This is a genomic window from Vibrio sp. Vb0888 (assembly GCF_033338835.1).
Lineage (GTDB): Bacteria > Pseudomonadota > Gammaproteobacteria > Enterobacterales > Vibrionaceae > Vibrio > Vibrio alginolyticus.
Window position 1 is genome coordinate 524,920 of sequence record NZ_JAWOTL010000001.1, and the last position, 20,989, is coordinate 545,908.

The following is a 20,989-nucleotide window of genomic DNA, read 5'->3' on the forward strand; positions in this document are numbered from 1 at the left end:
ACTTAAATATTTAATTTTTTTATAGGAAAGGATTAGCTAAAGATTCAGCCAATTCTTTCTTGGTTGATTAGCTGTGCGGTGGGTATACTCCCGCAGTGGCAATTAACCAATTAATCGGCAATACCGGGCTCAGAATATTAAGTGGCATTGAACCGCCTGTTTCAGTCACAGTTACAGTACCTCCGCCCGAGCCACTACCAGACACACTTAAGCCTTCGATCTCGGTCAAATCTGGTTGCTGAAACGTCGGTTTATAGAACCCGGGGGTAGAGTTTTGCGCTATATACGAATTACTATCGGGTACCTGTGTATTTGCAGCATTGGTAGCAACCTGCATCCTGCCTGTTACAGGTGCAGAAGTGCCAAGAGGGGTAAAAATTGCCGTATGTAAGTGTGCTGGCATTTGAGTTATATCAATAGTTACCAGTTCAGTACCCAATCTTTCTCCCTGATGATAATCCATCCCCCCAGGTCGTGTGCCTACACCAACTGGACTGCGGCCACGCAAATCAGGTAAACCAAAGGTAGTTCGGGCGTCACCTCCGTATAGAGTGCTAACTAGAGAGAAGAGCGCTGGATTATCTTCAATTGCCTGCATTTGCCCCGAGCACATTGCCCAATTTCTAATTGCAAAATTGCCACCAAATGCGGTTAGTGTCCCAAGATACGGTTCTGTAGCCATACTGTTCTTCCTTTCAACGTATACACTTAAGTTAAAACCAGCCCATAACGAAATTGGTGTGGTTGGTTAAAACTTTCCAATCTCGCATTACTAAATACCGTTACGGGCTTCATCACTACCGCAAAGAGCCGTATTGAGATATTTATTTACTCACAAGCAGAAGCGTGCTGGAGCAATGACATCCCAGCATCTAGCCCAGCCATTTGCGCATAGCGATAACCCGAAAACACGCCTTGCGGTGTAGCAATAACATCTATTGATATGGCGCTATCTAACGTTTTCACTTGTAACCCATGTTGTGGGCTGATCTCGAGAATTCTCCCCGCCTCAACACCGACTAAAGAAGTCTCCATTGCGCTTGCTTGCAAAACATTGGCGACACCACTTGGCAAGCTCAACATCGCACCACCGAAGTCATGATTGCCTGCTCGCACTAAGTTGACGATTTCGCGACTCGTTTGCACGTTCCAACGAATGTGCAGATCATGTTGGTTTACTGCTCGTGCTACTTCGTTGGGGTTTGATACTTGTTCACGCCAAACCAGCCCTTGCTTTTGTTGCGCGATGAGGAAGTCATACATCAGCTTAGCCGTCATTTGTGACGCTTTTTTCTGAGCACTGGTTAAGGTCTCAAACGGGTGAAATGGTACCTCTAACTCCATTCCTATAGCGCCGGAATCAGCCGATGCCTCAAGACGATGCAGGGTGAGGCTAAAGGTGTCTAAACCGTCTCTTAATTGCCAATAGAGAGGCATCGGGCCTCGATACTCGGGCAGCTTTCCCGGATGAATGTTGTACAAGTTTCCGTTGAAAAACTGACACAGCGAGGAATGAACTATGTGCCTGAACAAATAGATGACGCCATCCGTGACTCGCCAAGCATCGAGTTGCGCTATCAAAGCACTGCTATCATTGGCGGTATACTGAGCAATATGAATCGATTGAGCGCTCAGATAGCTCTGTAGCTGCTGTAAGTCTGGATTTAGTTCTCCTTCCGGTACTACCACGCCCGCCAATTTATGTTGTTGTGCCAACAACTGAATGATGGGCAAGGCGTAACAACTTCCTGTAAAAACGACGTATTTTTGCTGCATATCGAAATCATCCATGGGTGGCGACAAAACCTGGCAATCCGGTTAACTGATAATAGAAACTGACCTTATCCCCTCCCTTCGCTTCAAAGTAATGGTGTTCAACAGCTTTGGGCTTGGCATCCACATAAAAAGTCATGTCGGGATTAGGATGGGTAATACCAGAGTCGTATTGTCCGACCATCGCATCTCCGTAAGTATCGATATGGCTGTAAATGGCGAGGATACGTTTTGCCATATCTGGCACATCTTTCGGCAGCTCAATGGTGTTGCCTTGCAGCATTTTTATTCCACCATCTAGCTCAAAAATCTCGCTTCTGAGCAACATGGCTTTATTGACGTTAAGAATTTCTCCCAGATCAATTCGATCATCGATCGCTTCCGGCTGGCAATGGTTGGAATGTGCATACTCTGCTTTTTCCCATTGTTGATTAAATTCCGTCTCCCCGATGACCATCATGGCGCGCACAGATACCTGATTGGGGATCATTTCGCCTTGAATATGTAAATATTGAACCAAATGTTTCGCGATGCTGAGGAACCCTTCCCGACTAAAGCCATGCTGCATCGCTTCAAGTATCAGGAGATCAAACGTTTGAGTTGGCGAAAATTGGGTAGCATCTTCTTCCACTAAGGCTTCAATGTAGTCTGCGATATCGAGATCCGCGATCAATTGATTGAGTGCTTTAATGGCTCCGGGGTGAATATCTACTAGTGTCACCTGAAGCTGCTCTGCGCTAATTCGATCACTTTGTTTGTAGTGAGCAAGTAAAGGCAGCAGCAATGGTGCAAAGGGGCCGCAAGCTGGATAAAGCACTTTAACCTGTGACTTGTTGGCAAGCATATGTTGGATAGCTTTGTTTATACCACACGCAAAGCCTTTAATTCGGTACACATCTTTGATGGTGTGTTTACAGTTAAGTGGGGACATCACCAGCCCAGACGTGGAAATGTACTGTCGGGTCAGTTCCTCTTGAGTGAGTTTAGCCAGAGAAAGAGATTGGCAAGCGTTGCCATACATGCTCTGAAAGGCTTGCACCAGTGTTCGGTGCTCAACTTTCGTCTCCTTCAATACGAGCTCAACTGCCGCAGCGAAACTCTCTTTCAGTTGCCGTTGGCGTTCAGCCGTGCTGAGTTGGTTTGGGAGCATAGCCTCAAGTTGAGTCCGTAATGAGTACTTAAGCAGCTCATCCATTTCGGGTTCAGCAAAACCAAACTGTTGAGTTTGTTGCTGCACTTCTTCAACACCGACCGTCTCACGAGATTGAGGACGTTGCTGGTAGAATTCTATAGATGAGCCTTTTTGCATAATTCATGAACCTCACTTGCCGCTGTAGCAGTAGTTAATGATGTAACACACCTGTACTTGAGAAAAACATATGCCAGAGGTCCGCGTTACAATATCTCAGCTCCCGGCTCTAACTTCATAAACCGTACTGACAAAATTGGGCAGAAAAATTGAGATAAAAACAGTTCTAATCCTGTAAATTCAGAGAGTAGTAAATAGTTAGGGTAATAGGCCTTTCGATGTGATTCTTCTAAAGCAAGCGCTTGCCAATCCCCTCGATGGCAAGATCGTTTGACATATGGCAGCCACGCAGTCTCCTTAATAGAGGTAAGCGCGGCACTCAAGTGTGGTGTAATATGAAAGCCTTTTAACAGGCAGAAAAAGCCAATATCCATAGTATAAAGCCAACTATTTATAATATTGAAATTAAAATAATTTTTTCGGCAGTTATTTTGAAATTGCCGATATTTGATTTATAGACTAGAAAAAATCAGTTAGCCAGAATAGAGATCAAAAAAAACACTAAAAATAAGATTGTCAATTTATATCTCTAAAATTAAAGAATTTAATTTTTAAAGTTTAATGAAGTCCAATATAAGTTTAAGGTGTGCAATCTTTTAAAAGATATAAGTTTAAAGATATTTCAAAAAACTTATTAAGAAAAACATGAACTCACAAAAATAAATATCAAAATTATTAATAAAAAAACACCACTAATATAACAATGAATTAAGGTGGTTTGAAGATTAAAATGCCCATTTCATTTTCGTATATAACATTTTAACTACTAGTATTATATATGTGGTGAAATAAGATAAATTTATTCACTCAACATATCCAATCGATTCAGGTTTACTGGGAAAAGCTATACGTTACAACGGAGTGAAATATGGCAAATAGGGATGGAAGAATTCCACTCAACGTATTACGACTCAAAGAACTGAGAAAGAAATTAGGACTGAGCCAAGAAAAACTGGCGGAAGAATGCTTTCAACAGGGTTTTGTCGTATCTATTGCTTCTATAAAGCGAGCAGAGTCTGGGGCGAATGTGCTGTATCGTACCGCATCCAATCTCGCGGAATACTTTTCTGTCCCCGTAGAGGACCTTTTAATAGATCGGGCCTCAGAACCATTATTTACAAATGTATCTTCATCACCACCATATTTTTTTATTTTTGCAATCGAAGCAAAGTGTGATTTGACCGCAAAGGCTCTGCAAACCTTACTTCTCAGCCAAAACACTACACCCATAATACAAAACCGAACGTTTGTTCTTACTTGGTCTTTACAGGAATCGGACGAATATATTTTTGAGCGAATTCGACAACTAGCCCTTCAATTAAAGGTTGCTCTTTCGGCTTCGATTCGGTCTTTTATCAATGTGAAATACATGCATCGAATCACTGAGCTATCGGAACATCCAAATGCGATAACCCCAATCAATGAAATCCTAGTTAAAATCCCTTGGGGAGAAATAGCTGCTTGTCCTTGCTTTATCTCGTCCAATTGTGCCAGACCAATAAAACCTTTTCTAACAGGAGAGCCAGACTTCAACAACTGGCATTTTGTATCCTTACACCAAAACCATACTGATTGTTTCGTAGGGCGTAAACTTGAACTAGAAACATTGAATAGCGGAATCAAGCGATGGCAAAAACAAGAAGCAGGCCAAACGTATTGTATTACTGGTACCGCAGGGATAGGAAAGACCAGCCTACTCAACCAGGTCATTTCGTCTTTGAGTCGTTCTTCGTGTTTAACCACAGAGATTCAAATCCTGAATCATGGCAGTGCTGATCTCTTGTCCCCTCAAAATATATTCACTCGGGCAATTTGTTCATTTACTCGTGAAGATACCGATGATTCTATTCGTCAGCAGACTGTCGAGTCATCAATTCCCTCTTCTTTCCATCTCTGCCTTTATTGGTTAATGGGGGTAACACTCAACGAATCAGAAAAACAGCTGCTGAACTTAATGGAGTTCCAAACGCTGAAACAAACGATAGAGCAATCTATCCCTTTCTTAATTCAACAACGGCAGACCAGCAAACCGCATTTGATTATTGTTGAAGATGTCCATTGGGCCGACGAGGTAATGTTGGCATTTCTTGAGACACTGCTACCTTATATTACAAACACCAATATTTTACTCTTTCTGACGTTTAGGCAGCAAAAACGACTTAGTTCCAAACAATCTTGGTTTGCCAACGTGAATCTAATCGAACTTAGGGAGTTATCATCTGAAGAGTCTTACGAGTTAGCTTGCTCAATCACATGCCAACAGAATAAACATATCAATGACTGTATAAAGCTTGCGAAAGGCCATCCTCTATACTTGCGCCAAACACTACTTTGTTCTCAGTTTGATAAAGACGTTCCGGAGTCATTGGAACATTTAGTTTCGATACAATTAGCTCAACTTCCAGCCCAAGATCGCCAAGCACTCTGTACTGCATCTGTGTTGGGGCAGTACTTTCAACTGGAGCAACTGCGTGAAATCACTCGAATTCCCGGCTACGTACCAGATAAGTTAGTCGACGCTGGCTTAGTAAAACTCAATGGCGATCAATACCTTTTCCATCATGATTTGATTTGTAATGCTGTTTTCCGTCAAATAGACAAGTCACAGTGTTCAAAAATACACATGGCCTGCGCAAAATGGTATGAGAACCGAGATCGGTTCTTATATGCAGTCCATATCAATCATGCCAAGGGCGAAGGTGTATTTACTGTTCTTGACCAGACCGCCAAACATTACCTGAGCAATTATCAATTTGAAAAAGCACTGACTCTTATTGAATACGCTATTAAAGAGTCACCTAAAGCACAGATGGCGTATGCACTAAATATGAAAGGAAACTGCCTGTATTCGATGGGACGCATCAAAGAGAGTATTGAGGTTCTTGAGCAAGCGATTCATCACACAGAAAATGATTCTGAACGTGTTCAATACTATTTAGACCTCATTAACCCCTACCGTTTAACCGACAACTTTGTACAAGCGATGTCGATTTTAGACCAAGCCCAAGCCCTGTGCGAAAAGCTGACGTTAAATAAATCTTTGTGTGAAATTCACTCGATGAGAGGTAATATGCTGTTCCCCACTGGGCAGCTAGACGAATGTGAGAAAGAACATTTACTTGCATTAGATTACAGTCAACGAGCAAACTGTTTTCGCGCGAAAGCAAAATCGCTTGGCGGCCTCGGTGATTGTGCCTACGCACAAGGAAAAATGGCTCGCTCATACGAGCACTTAACCGAGTGTTTGCAACTGTGTGAAGAGCATCAGTTGCTTTCGATTGAAACTGCTAATCGCTACATGCTGGCAACAGTGATGATCTATCAACTGCAATCTGACGAAGCACTAAAACAGGCTCAGCATGCCTCGAATCTTGCCTATCTCACGGCAAACCGCCGAGCAGAAATTGTTTCTAGGCTTACGGCTGCATGGATCTTTCTCGACCGTAATGTCTTGGTGCAAGCTGAAAACGAAATCTCGACCGCTCTACAACTTTCAAAACAGCTTAATGCTCATCGATTTGTCGCTTTTCTTTTGGAGTCCAGTGCAAGATTGCACTGGTATCAGGGAAAAGAGGAGAAAGCCCTTTCGGACATCGACACGGCTCTAGATCTTGTTCATATCAATAAGCTACACAATTTTATTGGTCCTTGGCTCGTATCTACCAAGGCACTTATTTGTGGCGATGAATCAACGGCCCTCTCCGCTTTGCGCACTGGTGAGGCTTGGCTAGAATCTACCTGTGTTGGTCATAACTATTTACGCTTTTACCAACAAGGAATCCAAGTAGCGTGGCAGTATAAGCAGCCTACGCTACTTCGAAAATATCGCGATAAGCTGTCTAACTTCACCCAAGAAGATCCGCATCCATGGGGTGATTTTTATATTGAACAAGCGAATCTGATGCTTGCCTTACTCGACCAGTCCAGCTCCGTCTCTGAGTTGTTAAACTTCAATCAGGCCGCGCGTAAGCATCAACTGAATCAGGCTCAAATAAGTGTTGATGAGCTCGACCATTGGCTCTCCACATCTACTCAACCATGAAATATTCAATAAACGAAGAAAGTCGATTAATTGCACCGTCAAGTCATCGTGTTTACTCGATTTACCTCGTCAAACACAGATATTCGAAACCATCGAATATCTGTGTTTTGGCACAGTGTCATCGCTGATGAGATTTATGCTGGCGCAAGATCATTTTGCTCCACCTTAAAGTTCTCGATGCTAGGAACATGCTCAGGCAAAAGTAGAGTAACGCGTTGATTTGCTGCTTCAATCCATTTACCTGAACTATTTTTATATCGATAGAATGCCACGCCTGACTTCCAATCATCATTAAGTAGGAGGTTGAGCGTTACGTTATGAAGATCAGCTCCTAAAGGAGCAATGCCTAGATAAGGCTGGTAGCCCTGCAACGTCACCATGATATGACAATCACGCATCGTGCATTGATAGTTGAAACTACCATTGAGATCAGACACCACATTTAACGGTGGGTTAACGGCCTGAAAGATATGTCCTTTACCCACTATTGATTTGTCTTCGCTGGCCACGAGTAGATTAACATCGAAGCTCACTCCTCCAGGTAAGCCGTTACCAATTTGATAATGAGCAGTAAAAATTGCTTGTGATTCTTTTGAGTCCATTTTCATTGTGTTCTCCAACTGAATTTATTGTCGTTAGTGACCCATTCAATGTAGATAACACGTCATTCTGGTTCAGTATCAATTTAGGCTCAGATCTACTTGACTACATAAATTATCCACGGTCACGCAGATGCCGATCGTTCTTTTCATCAACCAGATATTGTTGCTCTCTCGCTGATGCTTTTGGCGATTTGTACAGAACAACTGATACCAAACTGATATGGTGAATGTATGCATTTGGTTTAATATTTGAACAACTATTCAATACATAAGCCAAATGGAAAAAATAATGGAACATGAATGGATGCAGGGAACTAAAGAAAACCAAGTGGTAGAACAGCACCCTAACCCTCAAATACAACGCCTCGCTGTACTTAGCGCGTACTCAATCTCAGTCAATAATGCCAAACTGTTTATTCAGAAAATGGATAAGTGCGGTTTTCCTAAAGAACGATTACTGACACCTCTTGAAAACACGGTTTCACCGGTTCCCGGTTTGAACCAATATCAAGTCGAGTCACTCATCTTCAATACTCGCTATCAACACCAACCCTTTGTCATTGTCATGTGCGAAAGTACGCAAGAAGTTCAGCAAGCCTATCTAACAGCAACTCAATTCAATCTCCCGATTCGTGTTCGCTCAGGAGGGCATGATCACGCAGGTGAATGCAGTGGTGACAACGTCATTTTGATTGACGTGAGCAGAATTAAGACCTTCCAATTGTGTGACAATATTGCCACCATTGGTGCTGGCTATCGCTTCTATCAACTGACACCAAAACTTGCAGAGCATGATCGAATGATTGCACATGGAACCTGTGCCACAGTTGGGTTGACTGGCTATATTCAAGGCGGAGGATGGGGCCCTTGGACGCGAAAATACGGCATGTGTTGTGAGCACCTAGTGAGTGCAACCGTGGTATTGGGTGATGGTACGATCACAGAAGTCTCAGCAGAGTCCAACCCTCACCTATTTTGGGCACTAAGAGGCGGCGGAGGCATGAGCTATGGCATTGTTACCGAGCTACGCGTAAAAACATTCCCTTTACCCAAAGAGATCCACCGCTTCGAGCTTCAGTGGAACCTCTATCCAAAAATCAACGGTATGCTTCAGCCAATACCAACGCACCCTACCATAGATGTGCTAAAAAATTGGGAGCAGGCTATAAAAAGCCTCGATACGCCTAAACTTCTTGGCACCAACTTGCAAATTGATGCTCTGCCTGAATCATCTAACCACTGTGATATTGAAACCATCAGCCATCACTGCACCATGTATGGCTACTGGGAAGGAACAGAACAAGATCTTCACCAATTTATAGCCGTTCAATTTGGCGCTTGCTTCCCTGATTTAGTTCAAGTCTATGAAGCACATGGCACTGACTTTGACGGGAAGAAATACGATCACTCCCTGATGAGCACATGGGGGCGCGATTCTTTGTGTCAAAACGGTTCTCCTTTCCCTCCCGATTATGACGCCCCAGCACCTCACAAAATCACTTCGCGATTGGTGTCAGAGCGAGGTCTTAAACCAGAAGGCTATACTGCACTTTTGCAAAGCTTAACTTCACCTTTGATAAAGCCAGAAAACCGCGATCAAGGGCTATTTAGTTACGTAACCTTAGGGGCGATCACTGGCGGTTTTTATCATCACTCAGACGACCTTGAAGACATATCTTTCCCCTACCGCCAGTGTCAATATACAGTCCAATACCAAACCTGGTGGAATGAAGAGATAAAGCAAAAACTAGAACTACAAAATAACCCAGTACTTGTTGATGTAAACAGAGCCATGGACTGGATTGATAAAGCCAGAGAAGCTGATATACCGGGAACCTATGGTGCCTTCATCAGCTTTAAAGATCCGGCAATTCCGACAAGCGTTTATTTTGATCGAAGCTACCGCGACTTAATCGGTATAAAAGAAAAATACGCTAAGGATAAGTTTAATCACCTTAGAACTAATAAGACCATCATTTAACATCAATATGCATCTTAAAAAGCATATACTAACAGAACGTCATTTGGCCGTTCTATCACGTATAGAAATTAAAAAAGAGGAAAAATTATGACAACTAAGGGTTCATTTTACGTTAAAAATAACTCCAACGATAAAATCACCGGATATGTGAGATTTAAAGACTCTCCGGAAATGGAGGTTCATTTCGACTTGAATATTGGCGAACAATCTGAATCTGCTAGTTTTGAATCCGGTGCCGCTACCCATGACTCCTGGTATTACAGTTTCAAAAAGGCAGGTAAAACCTATACTGGGGACAAGTCCTGTGCATACTATGCAAAAGATGAAAATAAAGGCCCCGTCGTTGTAGAAATCTTTAATGATAATTTAAAAATATCTCCACCACTTAGCGGTTCTTGTGAGAAAACTTTATAGCTGCTCACCTGATTCATCACTTCGCCCGAGACAGTTGCACAACTTCTCGGGCAGTTTCATTTCTCGGTATTTGGATTGAAGACTCTCCCCATTTTCAATCACAATCTGAAATTGTTAACTTTATGTTCTCACTTTATATCACCACTGCAAGATAATCGAATAAATACAAATCACTTTTAAAATAAACTTTAAATCTAGAGTAACCAAGATTGAAAAAATAAATATATTATTAATTTCTAAGATCAAAGAGTTTTACTTAATACATCACTTTTTATTTTAACTCTATCAACTGATACTAAACTGCTACTGACGTTTTTTGATTGAATGCTTAACTTAATAGCATGCGCTTATCTCAATGGCTAAAACCATTACTAAAGCGCAATTCATCTATATCCACGTAATCTCTAAGCATTTGATTCAGAGGGTTTCTTGGATATTCATCATTCAAGATAAACAACGGAAAGCATGGCTATGTGTACAGATGTTAATATCAATTATGGTTGCAACAACCAAACCTTATCCGCTAGAACCATGGAGTTTGCAGTTAACCTTCAGACCGAGATTTGGTTTAGAGCCCAACAAACTTACCAAATTACGACCTTTACTTCCGACAGAAAAGCCGACCGTGTTTTCAATGGTCAGCCGCCAAAACGTCACAGTAAAGAATGTGAGTTTCGAGCAAATTGGCAGGGAGAGTTGAGCTTCATACACTGCAATGCCATTACCCGGTATAATAACCCTCTTTTAACAGCTGATGGCATTAATGAATCTGGCCTTTCTGTTGGGTCACTGTACTTGCCCATTCTCAATCAAAATGTATCGACCTCTCACATCCCTGATGATGCCTTTGCATTAGGCAGCGGCCTGTTTGGTACTTTTATCTTGTCTACGTTTAATACTGTGGACGAGATGGTGACCTACTTCACCACCCACCCCGTTTACGTGTTTAACTCGACTATTTCAACTGGTGAAACAGAGAGTGACAACATGGCTTTGGACCAGCATTTCGTGATTCACGATGCAAATAATGACAGTGCCGTCATTGAGTTTCTTAACGGTAATATGCATATCTATCGAGCATTCAAAGAAAGCGATATGTTCAGCAAAGAGGAAAATCAGCAAGCACGCTATCAATGTACCGAATACGACTTTGATGATTATAAAGTGGTTGTGGACCACTCCTACGTTGGAGTAATGACTAACTGCCCAAATTACCATTGGCATGTCAATCACCTCTCTTATTTTTCCAATTTGCGCAACTACAACCCAGAACCGAACAATGAAGCAACCATGCAACGTCATGTCCAAGTGCCTGGCCCACTTCAATCAATCAATGGCGCTGGCTTGATGGGTCTACCCGCCGACCCAACACCGCCGTCTCGATTTGTACAAACCTATGCAATTAAGCAGTTAAGCGAACAACCAACTAACTTCGACGAAGCCTTCTCACTCGGACAAAAGCTACTTAATCGCGTTGATATACCTTTGGGCATCATGGCGAATGAGTTTGAGACATCCGATAACCCTGAAGTCTTTTTTAGTGATATTACCCAATGGAGCGTTATTAGACATAACAGTCATCAATCACCCGCGTTCTATCTGCGTACTTACGGAGACATGACTTGGCGAGTCGCTAATGTCAAAGACTATATTGGGTTAAATAGAGACTGTCAGATTTCAAGCGTTTTACAGCTCATGCCAGTTACAACATCATTACCGTTTGAACAAGTCGAATCTCGACCAACTATTAAAATCGCTTAGAGTTAATTTTGAAGCGCAAACAAATGAGAAGCAAAAAGCCAGAGTAAGAAATCAATCTCACTCTGGCTCATAGCTGCATATAGTATAGTTTTATCTGCTATAGATATAACGTATGGTTGCTTTTACACTTGTTACATTCAGTCGATTTACTCTTTACCGAACACGTTGTTCTCTTGTTCTTGAACGCGGATGAATGTAGTACGCTTGGTTAGCTCTTTAAGCTTTGCTGCACCTACGTATGTACATGTTGAGCGAACGCCTCCAAGGATGTCTTGAATAGTGCCGTGAACGCTACCACGGTATGGCAATAATACGGTTTTACCTTCAGCCGCACGGTAGCCAGCGACACCACCTGAGTGCTTATCCATCGCGCTCTTCGACGACATGCCATAGAATTTCATGAACTTCTCGCCGTCTTTCTCGATCACTTCGCCGCCTGACTCTTCGTGACCCGCTAGCATCCCACCTAGCATTACGAAGTCCGCGCCACCACCGAATGCTTTCGCTACGTCACCCGCACAAGAACAGCCACCGTCACCGACGATCATGCCACCAAGGCCGTGCGCTGCATCACCACACTCGATGATTGCAGAAAGCTGCGGGTAACCAACACCCGTTTTTACACGAGTTGTACATACAGAGCCTGGGCCGATACCCACTTTAACGATGTCTGCACCAGCTAGGATTAGCTCTTCACACATATCACCAGTAACCACGTTGCCTGCAGAAATGACCTTGTCTGGGAACTCAGCTCGCACGCGTTCAACATACTCGACCAAATGCTCTGAGTAACCATTTGCAATGTCGATACAAATGAAAATAAATTCATCTGAAAGTGCCATGATGTCTTTGGTTTTTTGGAAGTCTGCGTCAGATGTCCCAGTAGACACCATAACGTTATTCATGGTTACTTTATCTGCTGATTTAGCAAACTCAGCCCAATCTTCTACCGTGTAATGTTTGTGAACAGCGGTCATTACACCATGCTCAGCCAGGGCTTTAGCCATTGCAAAGCTACCAACCGAATCCATGTTTGCTGCGATTACTGGCACACCAGACCATTGACGACCACTATGCTTGAATGTAAAATCGCGGGTTAAATTTACTTGAGAACGGCTCTTAAGGGTAGAACGTTTCGGGCGAAACAGTACATCTTTAAAACCTAACTTAAGTTCTTGTTCGATACGCATTGTGTAATTCCTTGATTCATATGTATATGTGTCATCTCAGAGTGCGTAGTGATTTCGTTGGCAGACGAGTTCACTGTTCTTCGGACACAAAAAAACCGGAGCGTTGGCAGACGCTCCGGTTTTCAGCATTATAGGCTGTGATTTATTTCCTACAAGTCTGATATTTGAATTTTTTTTGTGATACCATCTTGATAATCGCATATCAAAAACGCTCCCCAAGTCACCAAAACCTCTTATTATTTATAACTATCAACAACTTGAGAAAGCACTTAAGTTAACCCATTGCGCAAACCTTTGCGTCATATCTTAAAAATTAAAACGCATCACCTCTCAAATCTGCCTAAAACTCAATCACCTAATACTAAGATGCCCTGCTAATTCGTAAAAAAGTACTCAAAAAAATCGACCAATTTTCTCAGCAATGCATGAAATCTAATTAATTTCGATAGAGCTCTTGGGTGATAGCGGTACGAAGAGTGCTAACGACATCACTTGCCAAAAGACCAATTTGACCATTCTGACTCACGTTTATATCAGCAGCATGACTGTGAAGTACCACACCTAAACGTGCGGCAACAGAAATTGGTAAACCTTTGGCTAGTAATGCACCAATGACTCCAGATAACACATCTCCCATTCCCCCCGTCGCCATTCCGGCGTTACCCGCTAGACAGACGTACATTCTCGTTCCATCGTAAATAAGCGTCCCCGCGCCTTTTAAAACCACTACACCGCCATAACACTCTTGCAGTTGTCTTGCCGCAGAGTATCGGTCACTTTCTATTTGTTGAATGGTTACATTTAGTAGTCGAGCTGCCTCTCCAGGATGCGGCGTGATCACTCGATGGTTGTCGCACACCAGAGTGCCATCGCACCGCTGGCTCAGCATCGCTAGAATATTGAGGCCATCAGCATCAACAACTTTAGGTTTCTGCTCTTGAGCCAGATATTGATAGGCTTGATAAGCCCACTCATCATCTCCAAAGCCAGGACCAAACACGAATACGTCAGCCCAGCGAATGCGTTTAGTTAAGTCGTTATCAGTATCCCTGAGTAAGTCAGCGGTGATGCTCTGGCTCATTACTTCTGGGCAACCAACCTGCAGTGGAATAAGGCTACTCGTGTGAGTAATTGCGGCAGTTAAACCCGCTCCGGCTCTAATCGCAGCGGAGGAACATAAACGAATCGCTCCAGACATCCCTTGGTTGCCACCAACACAAAGCAACTTCCCGTTGTCACCTTTATGGACCGTTGGATTTGGCTTGGGCATTAATCTTGAAACAACCTGATGATCAATACCTAATGCACTTTCTACTTCGATAGTATCAAACTTAGTATTGACGCCTAACCCACAAAAGTAGAGCTCGCCAACTCGATCTCTCGCTTGTCCAGTGCATAAGCCTTGCTTAACCCCAATGAAGGTTACAGTATGCTCGGCACGAATAGCATCACCTAAAACTGCACCTGTATTAGCACACAGACCAGAAGGAACGTCGACTGCAATCACAGGGGTATGAATTTGATTAATTTGGTCAATATAGCGACGATACTCCGAACGAACCTCACCGCTTAAACCATTACCTAACATGGCATCAATGATCACATCTGCTTCTAGCAATGCGGTATTCCATTCATCCCAATCATTGTTAACACCGTCGATTGACTGCCAATCTTGGTATGCGCGCAAAGCATCACCTTTTAGCGCAGATACATCACCAATTTGGAAAACATGTACATTGAGTTGAGCTTGTTTCGCAAGAGATGCAAATACGTAACCATCGCCACCGTTATTCCCTTTACCGCAAATCACTAGGATATTTTTTGATTTAGGATACAAATGTAAAAAGCGCTCATACACGGCCATACCAGCGCGTTGCATTAAGCTATACATAGAAACACTAGCCATTTGCGCAGCCAGCGTTTCACCGTTTTTTACTTGCTCTGCGGTGTAGAGTTTTAGGGCGAGATTAAAGTCCATATTCACGTTCTACGCATTGGGAAACACAATTATAAGTATACAAAAAAGCCAAGGCGGACCTTGGCTTTTGAGAAAGTTTTTTATCGCTATTGATTCTGAGACATCAGAGCTTCAGCCGTCGCGTCTTGTATAGACAAAAACAACGAGTTGATTTTTCCAGTCGGTGTGCGCATTGGGTTCAACGTAACATTCTGGTACATAAACTCCGCTTGCTGCGTGACTGGTCGAACATTGCGACAGCAGAATAAGTAAGGTCGTTGTCGCCATGTGATGAAGCTGCGGCAGCCTAGGTCATACACTGGTTTTGTTTTTAATTTAAACCACTCCTGTGGGATTTCAGGGAAGATATCAAATATAGAACGACCTATCGCATCATGAGACTGCAAACCACTGTGATGAGTCATAAACCCATTCCAGACCTGTACATTGTAATCTCGATCAATGACCACTAAGCCCATATCGACGTTTTGTACCATATCCACCATCCAATGGAATTGTTCAAACTCTGCTGGCATATTCAACATTAGAACTCCTCCATTAGATAAGACAGTTTGTTATCAAGCAGCGGCAAGGATTCATCCACAAACATAAACAGCAAGTCACAACGAATCGACGTTCCTTCAATGTTGTAGCTCACTTCGAATGTCATCGTGCGGCTGAATGCTCCAGTTGTAGATTCAATGATCGAGTCAATTGAGATGTGCTGACCAAGGAGTACCGGTGGACTTTGGAAGAATCGGACTTCAGACTGCTCGCCTAAACCATTTAAGAACGACCCCACCAAAATATTAGAAATATCCATTAGCAGCTCAAGCTCTTCTAGCTCTTCGCTGTCTGCTGGTACTTTCATCAACTTTTTGAGATCAGATACGCTTGAATCACTCAAAATCACTAGCGCTTCGCCAGCAATACCTTCGCCACAAAATCCCTGACAAACGCCCGATACGTTGTCATGCGACGCCAAGTCGCGTAGGGCCATGTGAAGTTCGCTCACTTCAAAGATATTGACGTTCGGCAGAGGTAGTTGCACAAACACATCAAAGTGACGCGCCAACGCATCGGCTGCTCGACCAATTGAAACGTTAGCCACTTCCATGTAAATATCGCGACGACGTAAAATCGGTAACTCAATAGAGACAGGCGTGATAATTTGAGGGCGAGGTTCTGGCTCGACCAACTCTTTAAGCGCCTTCTTGAGTTCATCTTTGGCGATCGGTTTTTGAATAAACGCTTTTGCACCCAGTGCGAACACACGCTCTTTCGCTTTAGGTTGGATATCCCCCGACACAACAACCACCGGAGTTTTATCCCCCAACCGTTGCATGTGCTCTAGTGTTTCAAAGCCATCCATTTCTGGCATGGTCAAATCAAGAAACATCAATTTAAACTCGTTTTTTTCGAGTTCTTCTAGCGCGTTTTTTCCGTGGATAGCAAACGTAATATCGGCATTCAATGTGGCTGGTAGTGATCTCGCCATCTGTTTGCGTGCTAACGCTGAATCATCACAGATGAGTACGGGAAAAGACATTCAATCACCTTTTTATATTCCACAATCTGCGCCGGAGTCTAACAGATTGTTACAGCATGTAATACGAGAAAACTGACGAGTTTTTTATTTCTTTATTATTCAATAAGCATACGCAATATGAATGAATGAGTGAACAAAATGACTAAAAAGCAAGCATCACATTCGCTGTTTAGTGACATAAAACAAACATGGGTAAAACTCCTCCACCCAAAGTAAGCAAAAAGTTGCAGCTAACATCCAAAGCCCATTTTTGCTCGAATTTCATTCTTTCCATTTCCATAATGGGTAAACAGTAACGCGCTAAAACTAAAAAGGCACCCTGCTAGAGGATGCCTTTAATAACAATTTCATCGATAAGATATCAATTCTATGGCACACCATGACCTTTAGAAGCCACCCATACGCGATACCATTGCTCTCGAGTAAGTTCGATGTTCAATGCATTAACTGCAGTTTGCACACGCTCGATTTTACCAGAGCCAATGATTGGAATAGGGTTAGATGGCAAACGACGTACCCAGGCATAAATTACTTGGTCAATACTCGCTGCGCCCACTTCTTCACGAATTGCTTCTAATTCGTTACGGACACGAACAGCTTGCTCACTGTCACCACTAAAAATTGAACCTCCACCGAGGCAAGACCAAGCCATTGGTCGCGTACGCAACATTTGCATTTGTTCAAGCGTTCCATCGTGAGCAACCTCAAAGTTAAGTGGGTTGATTTCCACTTGGTTAGTAACCAACGGCTTACCTAAGCGAGATTGCAGCAGTTCAAACTGGCGTGGAGTGAAGTTAGACACGCCAAAGTGCTTCACTTTGCCGACTTTGTGAAGCTCAGAAAATGCTTCTGCAACCTCGTCCGCATCCATTAACACGTCAGGACGATGAATTAAAAGTACGTCGATTTCATCCACATTCAAACGTTCTAGCGAGTTATTCACCGATTGGTAGATATGTGCTGAGCTCGTGTCGTAGTGATTGATCTTACGCTCTGGCGTTTTATCGCCACACAAATTGATGTCGCATTTCGTCACGATCTGAATTTGCTCACGAACACTCTTGTCTAAAGCTAACGCTTCACCAAACAACGCCTCACACTCGTAATTACCGTAGATGTCGGCGTGATCGACTGTCGTAATGCCTAACTCAATGTGTTGCTTAAGAAATGACAAACGCTCTTGAGCCGTCATTCCCCACTCAACTGCACGCCAATATCCTTGAACCAGCTCTGAGAACTCTGGGCCTTTTGGTGCAGTTACTACTTTTGCAACCATGGGTTTTCTCCTTCAATTGATCTGCATTCATCGTAGTCTTGTTTTCGTACCGGCTCAACGGGTAAACTTTCGCAATTCGAACTGGAGTACGAAATATGTCTTTTGCCCAACGCCTAGCCACCCTGATCGGAGAAGAAAGCATCAGCGGGTTCGCTCGACGCGTCGATGTGTCTGAAGCTTTAATACGCAAATACCTTAAAGGCAGTGAACCTAGCCTAACTAAAGCAAATCAAATTGCAATGCGCGCCAATTGCTCTCTTGAATGGTTAGCAACGGGATGTGGTTATTTATATCGCCGTGCTGAAGTCGTGGATATGGATGCGTACAAACTTGCCTTTCAACACGTTATGAATCAGCCGTTGTCAGACGATGCAGAAGAGATACACCGCAAGCTAATCGCAGGCTATCAATACCTGCGCGCTCACAAAAAATCGGATGGTTTTTTGGATGAGTCTGCAATGGCGACCTTCCTATCTCTCCATAAAGAATCTAAAAACGAGTCACTTTGACCTCGATAATTTCGCCATCACTGCGCAATTGCACATTTAAGGACGGTGATGGCGTCAGAAACTCGTCCGGTTTTACCCAAAGCAAACTTCGAATCGTTTCTTGTGGATAGCGGTTCATCAACAAAATAACTTCTTTATCGACAAGCTCGGAAGATTTCTTTTCCAGAGCTTCAACGACATCATAGTGTTCTTGTCCGATAGTAACTCTGCGTAAAACTAACCCATCCTTTCTTAAGTTGAGAAGTAAGTCATTCAGACGCTGCCACTCGTATTCAGTAAGAAACGAGAACTGAGCACTTTCTCTTCTCAAAATCACTTCACCATACAAGTGCTGCTGGTAGTACGAAAAATCATCCAAACAAAATGCGCTGATAAACGTTGAGTTGTCTCGCAGCTGCACTTCGCAACCATACCAGCTTCCACTTTTTTCTATACGTTCTTTTAGATTGGAATATGGCATTGCTGACAACGTGTCTTGCCACCAGCTCGGCGTTGAAAGTGCCGGAAACGTTACCGAACAACAACATAAAGAAAGTAAGAGTCGAAGATAAAAGCGCATGCACTGCTCTAGTTGGTTGACATCGAACCAAGACATTACTGACTGCAAGAAAATGTTCAAGAGAAAAATAGTGGCAGGTGGCGATGAAAGTTATGGTGATGAAAGTTATAACGCAGAAATTAAGAAGGCGCACATGTGCGTGCGCCTCTACCTCGTTACTCAATCGTGAGTGTGCGAATCGGCGATGTCTATTGATGCATCCCGAACATAAAACGAGGACTTACCGTAGGGTTTGAATCCATCCAAATTGTGTGTAAAACCTCACATCCCTCCTTCTGAAGCAGTCATGTTGCTTTACATTTAAAGCATGGTTCATTTTTCTCAAAAAACAAGTTTTTTATCCTAAATTATGAGAGCAATAGCACAATCTGAGTGAATGAATAATATCGCGACACTTCGAACACTCAATAGTGAAAAGCTAAATTGCATCTTTATTGATTAGGTCTAGACTCTGCGAAGCGTATACTTTCTTTCGTACCTTCCCCCAGCAACAGGAGAGCTTGTTAATGACCAAACGCGAGAGAATTGTGAAATCTGTGTTAGCGCACGTACCGAAAGATGCGATTAACCAGTTTGTCTCTCGAGGGTCAACACCATTTTCTGTTCTCATTATGGCCGCCATTGTGGGTACGTTGGCTGGTTTTGTCGGTACGTATTTCGAGCTTGCCGTTCATTTCGTTTCTGAAACACGAACAGAATGGTTAAGAAGCGAAATTGGTAATGTTCTACCGTTGTGGCTGGCAGCGGTTCTCATTAGCGCACTTTTAGCTTTTATTGGCTATTTTCTTGTGCACCGCTTTGCGCCAGAAGCGGCAGGTTCTGGTATTCCTGAAATCGAAGGGGCAATGGATAATATTCGTCCAGTGCGCTGGTGGCGAGTTCTACCAGTAAAATTCTTCGGCGGCATGGGCGCACTTGGCTCAGGTATGGTGCTGGGTCGTGAAGGCCCAACCGTTCAAATGGGTGGTGCTGTAGGTCGAATGGTGACCGATATATTCCGGGTAAAGGATGACGATACCCGCCACTCCCTGCTCGCTTCTGGTGCTGCTGGCGGTTTGGCTGCGGCTTTTAATGCCCCACTCGCAGGCATTATGTTCGTTGTGGAGGAAATGCGACCTCAGTTTCGCTACTCTTTGATCTCAATTCGCGCAGTGATCATTTCTGCCATTATGGCGAACATAGTGTTTCGCGCCATCAACGGGCAAGACGCCGTTATCACTATGCCGCAATACCAGTCGCCAGAGCTTCAAACCCTATGGCTGTTTTTATTGCTTGGCGCATTGTTTGGCGTGTTTGGCGTGATCTTCAATAAACTGATTACCGTGGCACAAGACAGTTTTGTCGCAATTCACAAAAACGATCGTAAGCGCTACTTGATTGTAGGTTCGTTACTGGGAGGCGTGTTTGGCTTGCTTCTTTTGTACGTACCCCAACTAACTGGTGGTGGTATCGGCCTTATTCCTGACATTACTAACGGTAACTACTCGGTATCCATTTTAGTTTTGCTTTTCTTTGGTCGTGTAATTACAACCCTGCTCTGTTTTGGTTCTGGTGCGCCGGGAGGCATCTTTGCACCTATGCTTGCTCTGGGAACCTTATTTGGCTATGCGTTCGGAGCAAGTGCTGATGTCTTACTCCCTGCGCTTGATATCGAGCCTGGTGTATTTGCGATTGCGGGCATGGGTGCCCTGTTTGCAGCAACGGTACGTGCACCGATTACAGGTATTCTGTTAGTGATTGAAATGACGAATAACTACTACTTAATCCTGCCATTGATCATTACTTGTTTGGGCGCTGTGATTATTGCTCAATTGTTGGGTGGACAACCTATTTACAGCCAGCTGCTGCATCGCACAATCAAAAACGAAAAGTTACGCCAACAGGATCTACCGGAGAATCAATCAACATAACATTCTCTTTGTTATCACTTCGCTCCAGACTATCGAAGGGTTTGGAGCGATAAACTCTGCATTTTTACATCTTTTCCCAAATATTCGATACCAAACTCACAAAATTATCATTCTCTGATATTTGCTCACCACCTTTCATGAGAAACCCCTCTCCATA

At 43.3% G+C, this 20,989-nt stretch carries 16 protein-coding genes; 6 read left to right on the plus strand and 10 right to left on the minus strand.

Features of this window, described 5'->3' with window-relative positions; translation table 11 throughout:
• Nucleotides 1-67: 67 nt before the first annotated feature.
• The 3 genes from R7P72_RS02220 to R7P72_RS02230 form a co-directional block, all read right to left on the minus strand.
• On the minus strand, nt 68-682 hold the full coding sequence (locus R7P72_RS02220) for a phage tail protein (protein WP_005373442.1): 615 nt from the start codon (nt 680-682) through the stop codon (nt 68-70).
• 146 nt (nt 683-828) lie between these two features.
• Nucleotides 829-1,776 (minus strand): formyltransferase family protein, encoded by a 948-nt coding sequence (locus tag R7P72_RS02225; RefSeq protein WP_246535126.1) that lies wholly within the window; start codon nt 1,774-1,776, stop codon nt 829-831.
• Nucleotides 1,777-1,783: 7 nt separating this feature from the next.
• Entirely contained in the window at nt 1,784-3,082 is a 1,299-nt protein-coding gene (locus R7P72_RS02230) for a hypothetical protein (RefSeq protein WP_182038394.1), read from the minus strand.
• A gap of 868 nt (nt 3,083-3,950) precedes the next feature.
• Here R7P72_RS02230 and R7P72_RS02235 point away from each other — a divergent pair.
• Nucleotides 3,951-7,124 carry an AAA family ATPase gene (locus R7P72_RS02235; protein WP_017819913.1) on the plus strand — a complete coding sequence of 1,058 codons (3,174 nt, stop codon included), beginning with the start codon at nt 3,951-3,953 and terminating at the stop codon, nt 7,122-7,124.
• Between the two features lie 134 nt (nt 7,125-7,258).
• Here the strand turns inward: R7P72_RS02235 and R7P72_RS02240 are convergent, their stop codons facing one another.
• Nucleotides 7,259-7,732, minus strand: coding sequence for a DUF1842 domain-containing protein (locus R7P72_RS02240; protein ID WP_005373450.1), 474 nt, complete (start codon nt 7,730-7,732; stop codon nt 7,259-7,261).
• Nucleotides 7,733-8,015: 283 nt separating this feature from the next.
• Between R7P72_RS02240 and R7P72_RS02245 the strand changes: the two genes are divergently transcribed.
• From R7P72_RS02245 to R7P72_RS02255, 3 genes are all read left to right on the plus strand, one after another.
• Complete coding sequence (locus tag R7P72_RS02245) at nt 8,016-9,707, plus strand: FAD-binding oxidoreductase (RefSeq protein WP_005373452.1); 1,692 nt, start codon at nt 8,016-8,018, stop codon at nt 9,705-9,707.
• An 87-nt stretch (nt 9,708-9,794) separates the two neighbouring features.
• Nucleotides 9,795-10,121 carry a hypothetical protein gene (locus tag R7P72_RS02250; RefSeq protein ID WP_005373454.1) on the plus strand — a complete coding sequence of 109 codons (327 nt, stop codon included), beginning with the start codon at nt 9,795-9,797 and terminating at the stop codon, nt 10,119-10,121.
• A gap of 471 nt (nt 10,122-10,592) precedes the next feature.
• Nucleotides 10,593-11,882, plus strand: coding sequence for a linear amide C-N hydrolase (locus tag R7P72_RS02255; protein ID WP_005373456.1), 1,290 nt, complete (start codon nt 10,593-10,595; stop codon nt 11,880-11,882).
• Nucleotides 11,883-12,028: 146 nt separating this feature from the next.
• Here R7P72_RS02255 and R7P72_RS02260 read toward each other — a convergent pair whose 3' ends face one another.
• The 5 genes from R7P72_RS02260 to R7P72_RS02280 all read right to left on the minus strand — a co-directional run bounded on the left by R7P72_RS02260 (nt 12,029) and on the right by R7P72_RS02280 (nt 17,854).
• Nucleotides 12,029-13,072: a GMP reductase gene (locus R7P72_RS02260; protein ID WP_005373458.1), complete on the minus strand. Its 1,044-nt coding sequence runs from the start codon at nt 13,070-13,072 to the stop codon at nt 12,029-12,031.
• A gap of 436 nt (nt 13,073-13,508) precedes the next feature.
• A complete protein-coding gene (locus R7P72_RS02265) occupies nt 13,509-15,050 on the minus strand; it encodes a bifunctional ADP-dependent NAD(P)H-hydrate dehydratase/NAD(P)H-hydrate epimerase (protein ID WP_005373461.1) in 1,542 nt (513 codons plus the stop codon).
• A gap of 86 nt (nt 15,051-15,136) precedes the next feature.
• Nucleotides 15,137-15,574 (minus strand): PAS domain-containing protein, encoded by a 438-nt coding sequence (locus tag R7P72_RS02270; protein ID WP_005373463.1) that lies wholly within the window; start codon nt 15,572-15,574, stop codon nt 15,137-15,139.
• Nucleotides 15,574-16,578, minus strand: coding sequence for a response regulator (locus tag R7P72_RS02275; protein WP_005373466.1), 1,005 nt, complete (start codon nt 16,576-16,578; stop codon nt 15,574-15,576). The genes R7P72_RS02270 and R7P72_RS02275 overlap by 1 nt, the downstream gene beginning before the upstream one ends.
• Before the next feature lie 367 nt (nt 16,579-16,945).
• Entirely contained in the window at nt 16,946-17,854 is a 909-nt protein-coding gene (locus R7P72_RS02280; RefSeq protein WP_005373468.1) for an aldo/keto reductase family oxidoreductase, read from the minus strand.
• 95 nt (nt 17,855-17,949) lie between these two features.
• Here R7P72_RS02280 and R7P72_RS02285 point away from each other — a divergent pair, with 95 nt between their 5' ends.
• Nucleotides 17,950-18,363: a helix-turn-helix domain-containing protein gene (locus tag R7P72_RS02285; protein ID WP_005373470.1), complete on the plus strand. Its 414-nt coding sequence runs from the start codon at nt 17,950-17,952 to the stop codon at nt 18,361-18,363.
• Here R7P72_RS02285 and R7P72_RS02290 read toward each other — a convergent pair.
• Nucleotides 18,344-18,958: a hypothetical protein gene (locus R7P72_RS02290; protein ID WP_005373472.1), complete on the minus strand. Its 615-nt coding sequence runs from the start codon at nt 18,956-18,958 to the stop codon at nt 18,344-18,346. The two genes, R7P72_RS02285 and R7P72_RS02290, sit on opposite strands and share 20 nt — an antisense overlap.
• A gap of 470 nt (nt 18,959-19,428) precedes the next feature.
• Here R7P72_RS02290 and clcA point away from each other — a divergent pair, with 470 nt between their 5' ends.
• Nucleotides 19,429-20,832 (plus strand): H(+)/Cl(-) exchange transporter ClcA, encoded by a 1,404-nt coding sequence (gene clcA, locus R7P72_RS02295; RefSeq protein ID WP_005373473.1) that lies wholly within the window; start codon nt 19,429-19,431, stop codon nt 20,830-20,832.
• Nucleotides 20,833-20,989: the final 157 nt, after the last annotated feature.

Excerpts from the sequence above, each read along its gene's own strand:
- R7P72_RS02245 (WP_005373452.1), top strand. The coding sequence starts at position 8,016 with ATGGAACATGAATGGATGCAGGGAACTAAAGAAAACCAAGTGGTAGAA.
- R7P72_RS02250 (WP_005373454.1), top strand. The coding sequence starts at position 9,795 with ATGACAACTAAGGGTTCATTTTACGTTAAAAATAACTCCAACGATAAA.
- R7P72_RS02290 (WP_005373472.1), bottom strand. The coding sequence starts at position 18,958 with ATGTCTTGGTTCGATGTCAACCAACTAGAGCAGTGCATGCGCTTTTAT.
- R7P72_RS02265 (WP_005373461.1), bottom strand. The coding sequence starts at position 15,050 with ATGGACTTTAATCTCGCCCTAAAACTCTACACCGCAGAGCAAGTAAAA.
- R7P72_RS02220 (WP_005373442.1), bottom strand. The coding sequence starts at position 682 with ATGGCTACAGAACCGTATCTTGGGACACTAACCGCATTTGGTGGCAAT.
- clcA (WP_005373473.1), top strand. The coding sequence starts at position 19,429 with ATGACCAAACGCGAGAGAATTGTGAAATCTGTGTTAGCGCACGTACCG.
- R7P72_RS02280 (WP_005373468.1), bottom strand. The coding sequence starts at position 17,854 with ATGGTTGCAAAAGTAGTAACTGCACCAAAAGGCCCAGAGTTCTCAGAG.
- R7P72_RS02235 (WP_017819913.1), top strand. The coding sequence starts at position 3,951 with ATGGCAAATAGGGATGGAAGAATTCCACTCAACGTATTACGACTCAAA.
- R7P72_RS02275 (WP_005373466.1), bottom strand. The coding sequence starts at position 16,578 with ATGTCTTTTCCCGTACTCATCTGTGATGATTCAGCGTTAGCACGCAAA.
- R7P72_RS02260 (WP_005373458.1), bottom strand. The coding sequence starts at position 13,072 with ATGCGTATCGAACAAGAACTTAAGTTAGGTTTTAAAGATGTACTGTTT.
- R7P72_RS02240 (WP_005373450.1), bottom strand. The coding sequence starts at position 7,732 with ATGAAAATGGACTCAAAAGAATCACAAGCAATTTTTACTGCTCATTAT.
- R7P72_RS02255 (WP_005373456.1), top strand. The coding sequence starts at position 10,593 with ATGTGTACAGATGTTAATATCAATTATGGTTGCAACAACCAAACCTTA.
- R7P72_RS02270 (WP_005373463.1), bottom strand. The coding sequence starts at position 15,574 with ATGTTGAATATGCCAGCAGAGTTTGAACAATTCCATTGGATGGTGGAT.
- R7P72_RS02230 (WP_182038394.1), bottom strand. The coding sequence starts at position 3,082 with ATGCAAAAAGGCTCATCTATAGAATTCTACCAGCAACGTCCTCAATCT.
- R7P72_RS02225 (WP_246535126.1), bottom strand. The coding sequence starts at position 1,776 with ATGCAGCAAAAATACGTCGTTTTTACAGGAAGTTGTTACGCCTTGCCC.
- R7P72_RS02285 (WP_005373470.1), top strand. The coding sequence starts at position 17,950 with ATGTCTTTTGCCCAACGCCTAGCCACCCTGATCGGAGAAGAAAGCATC.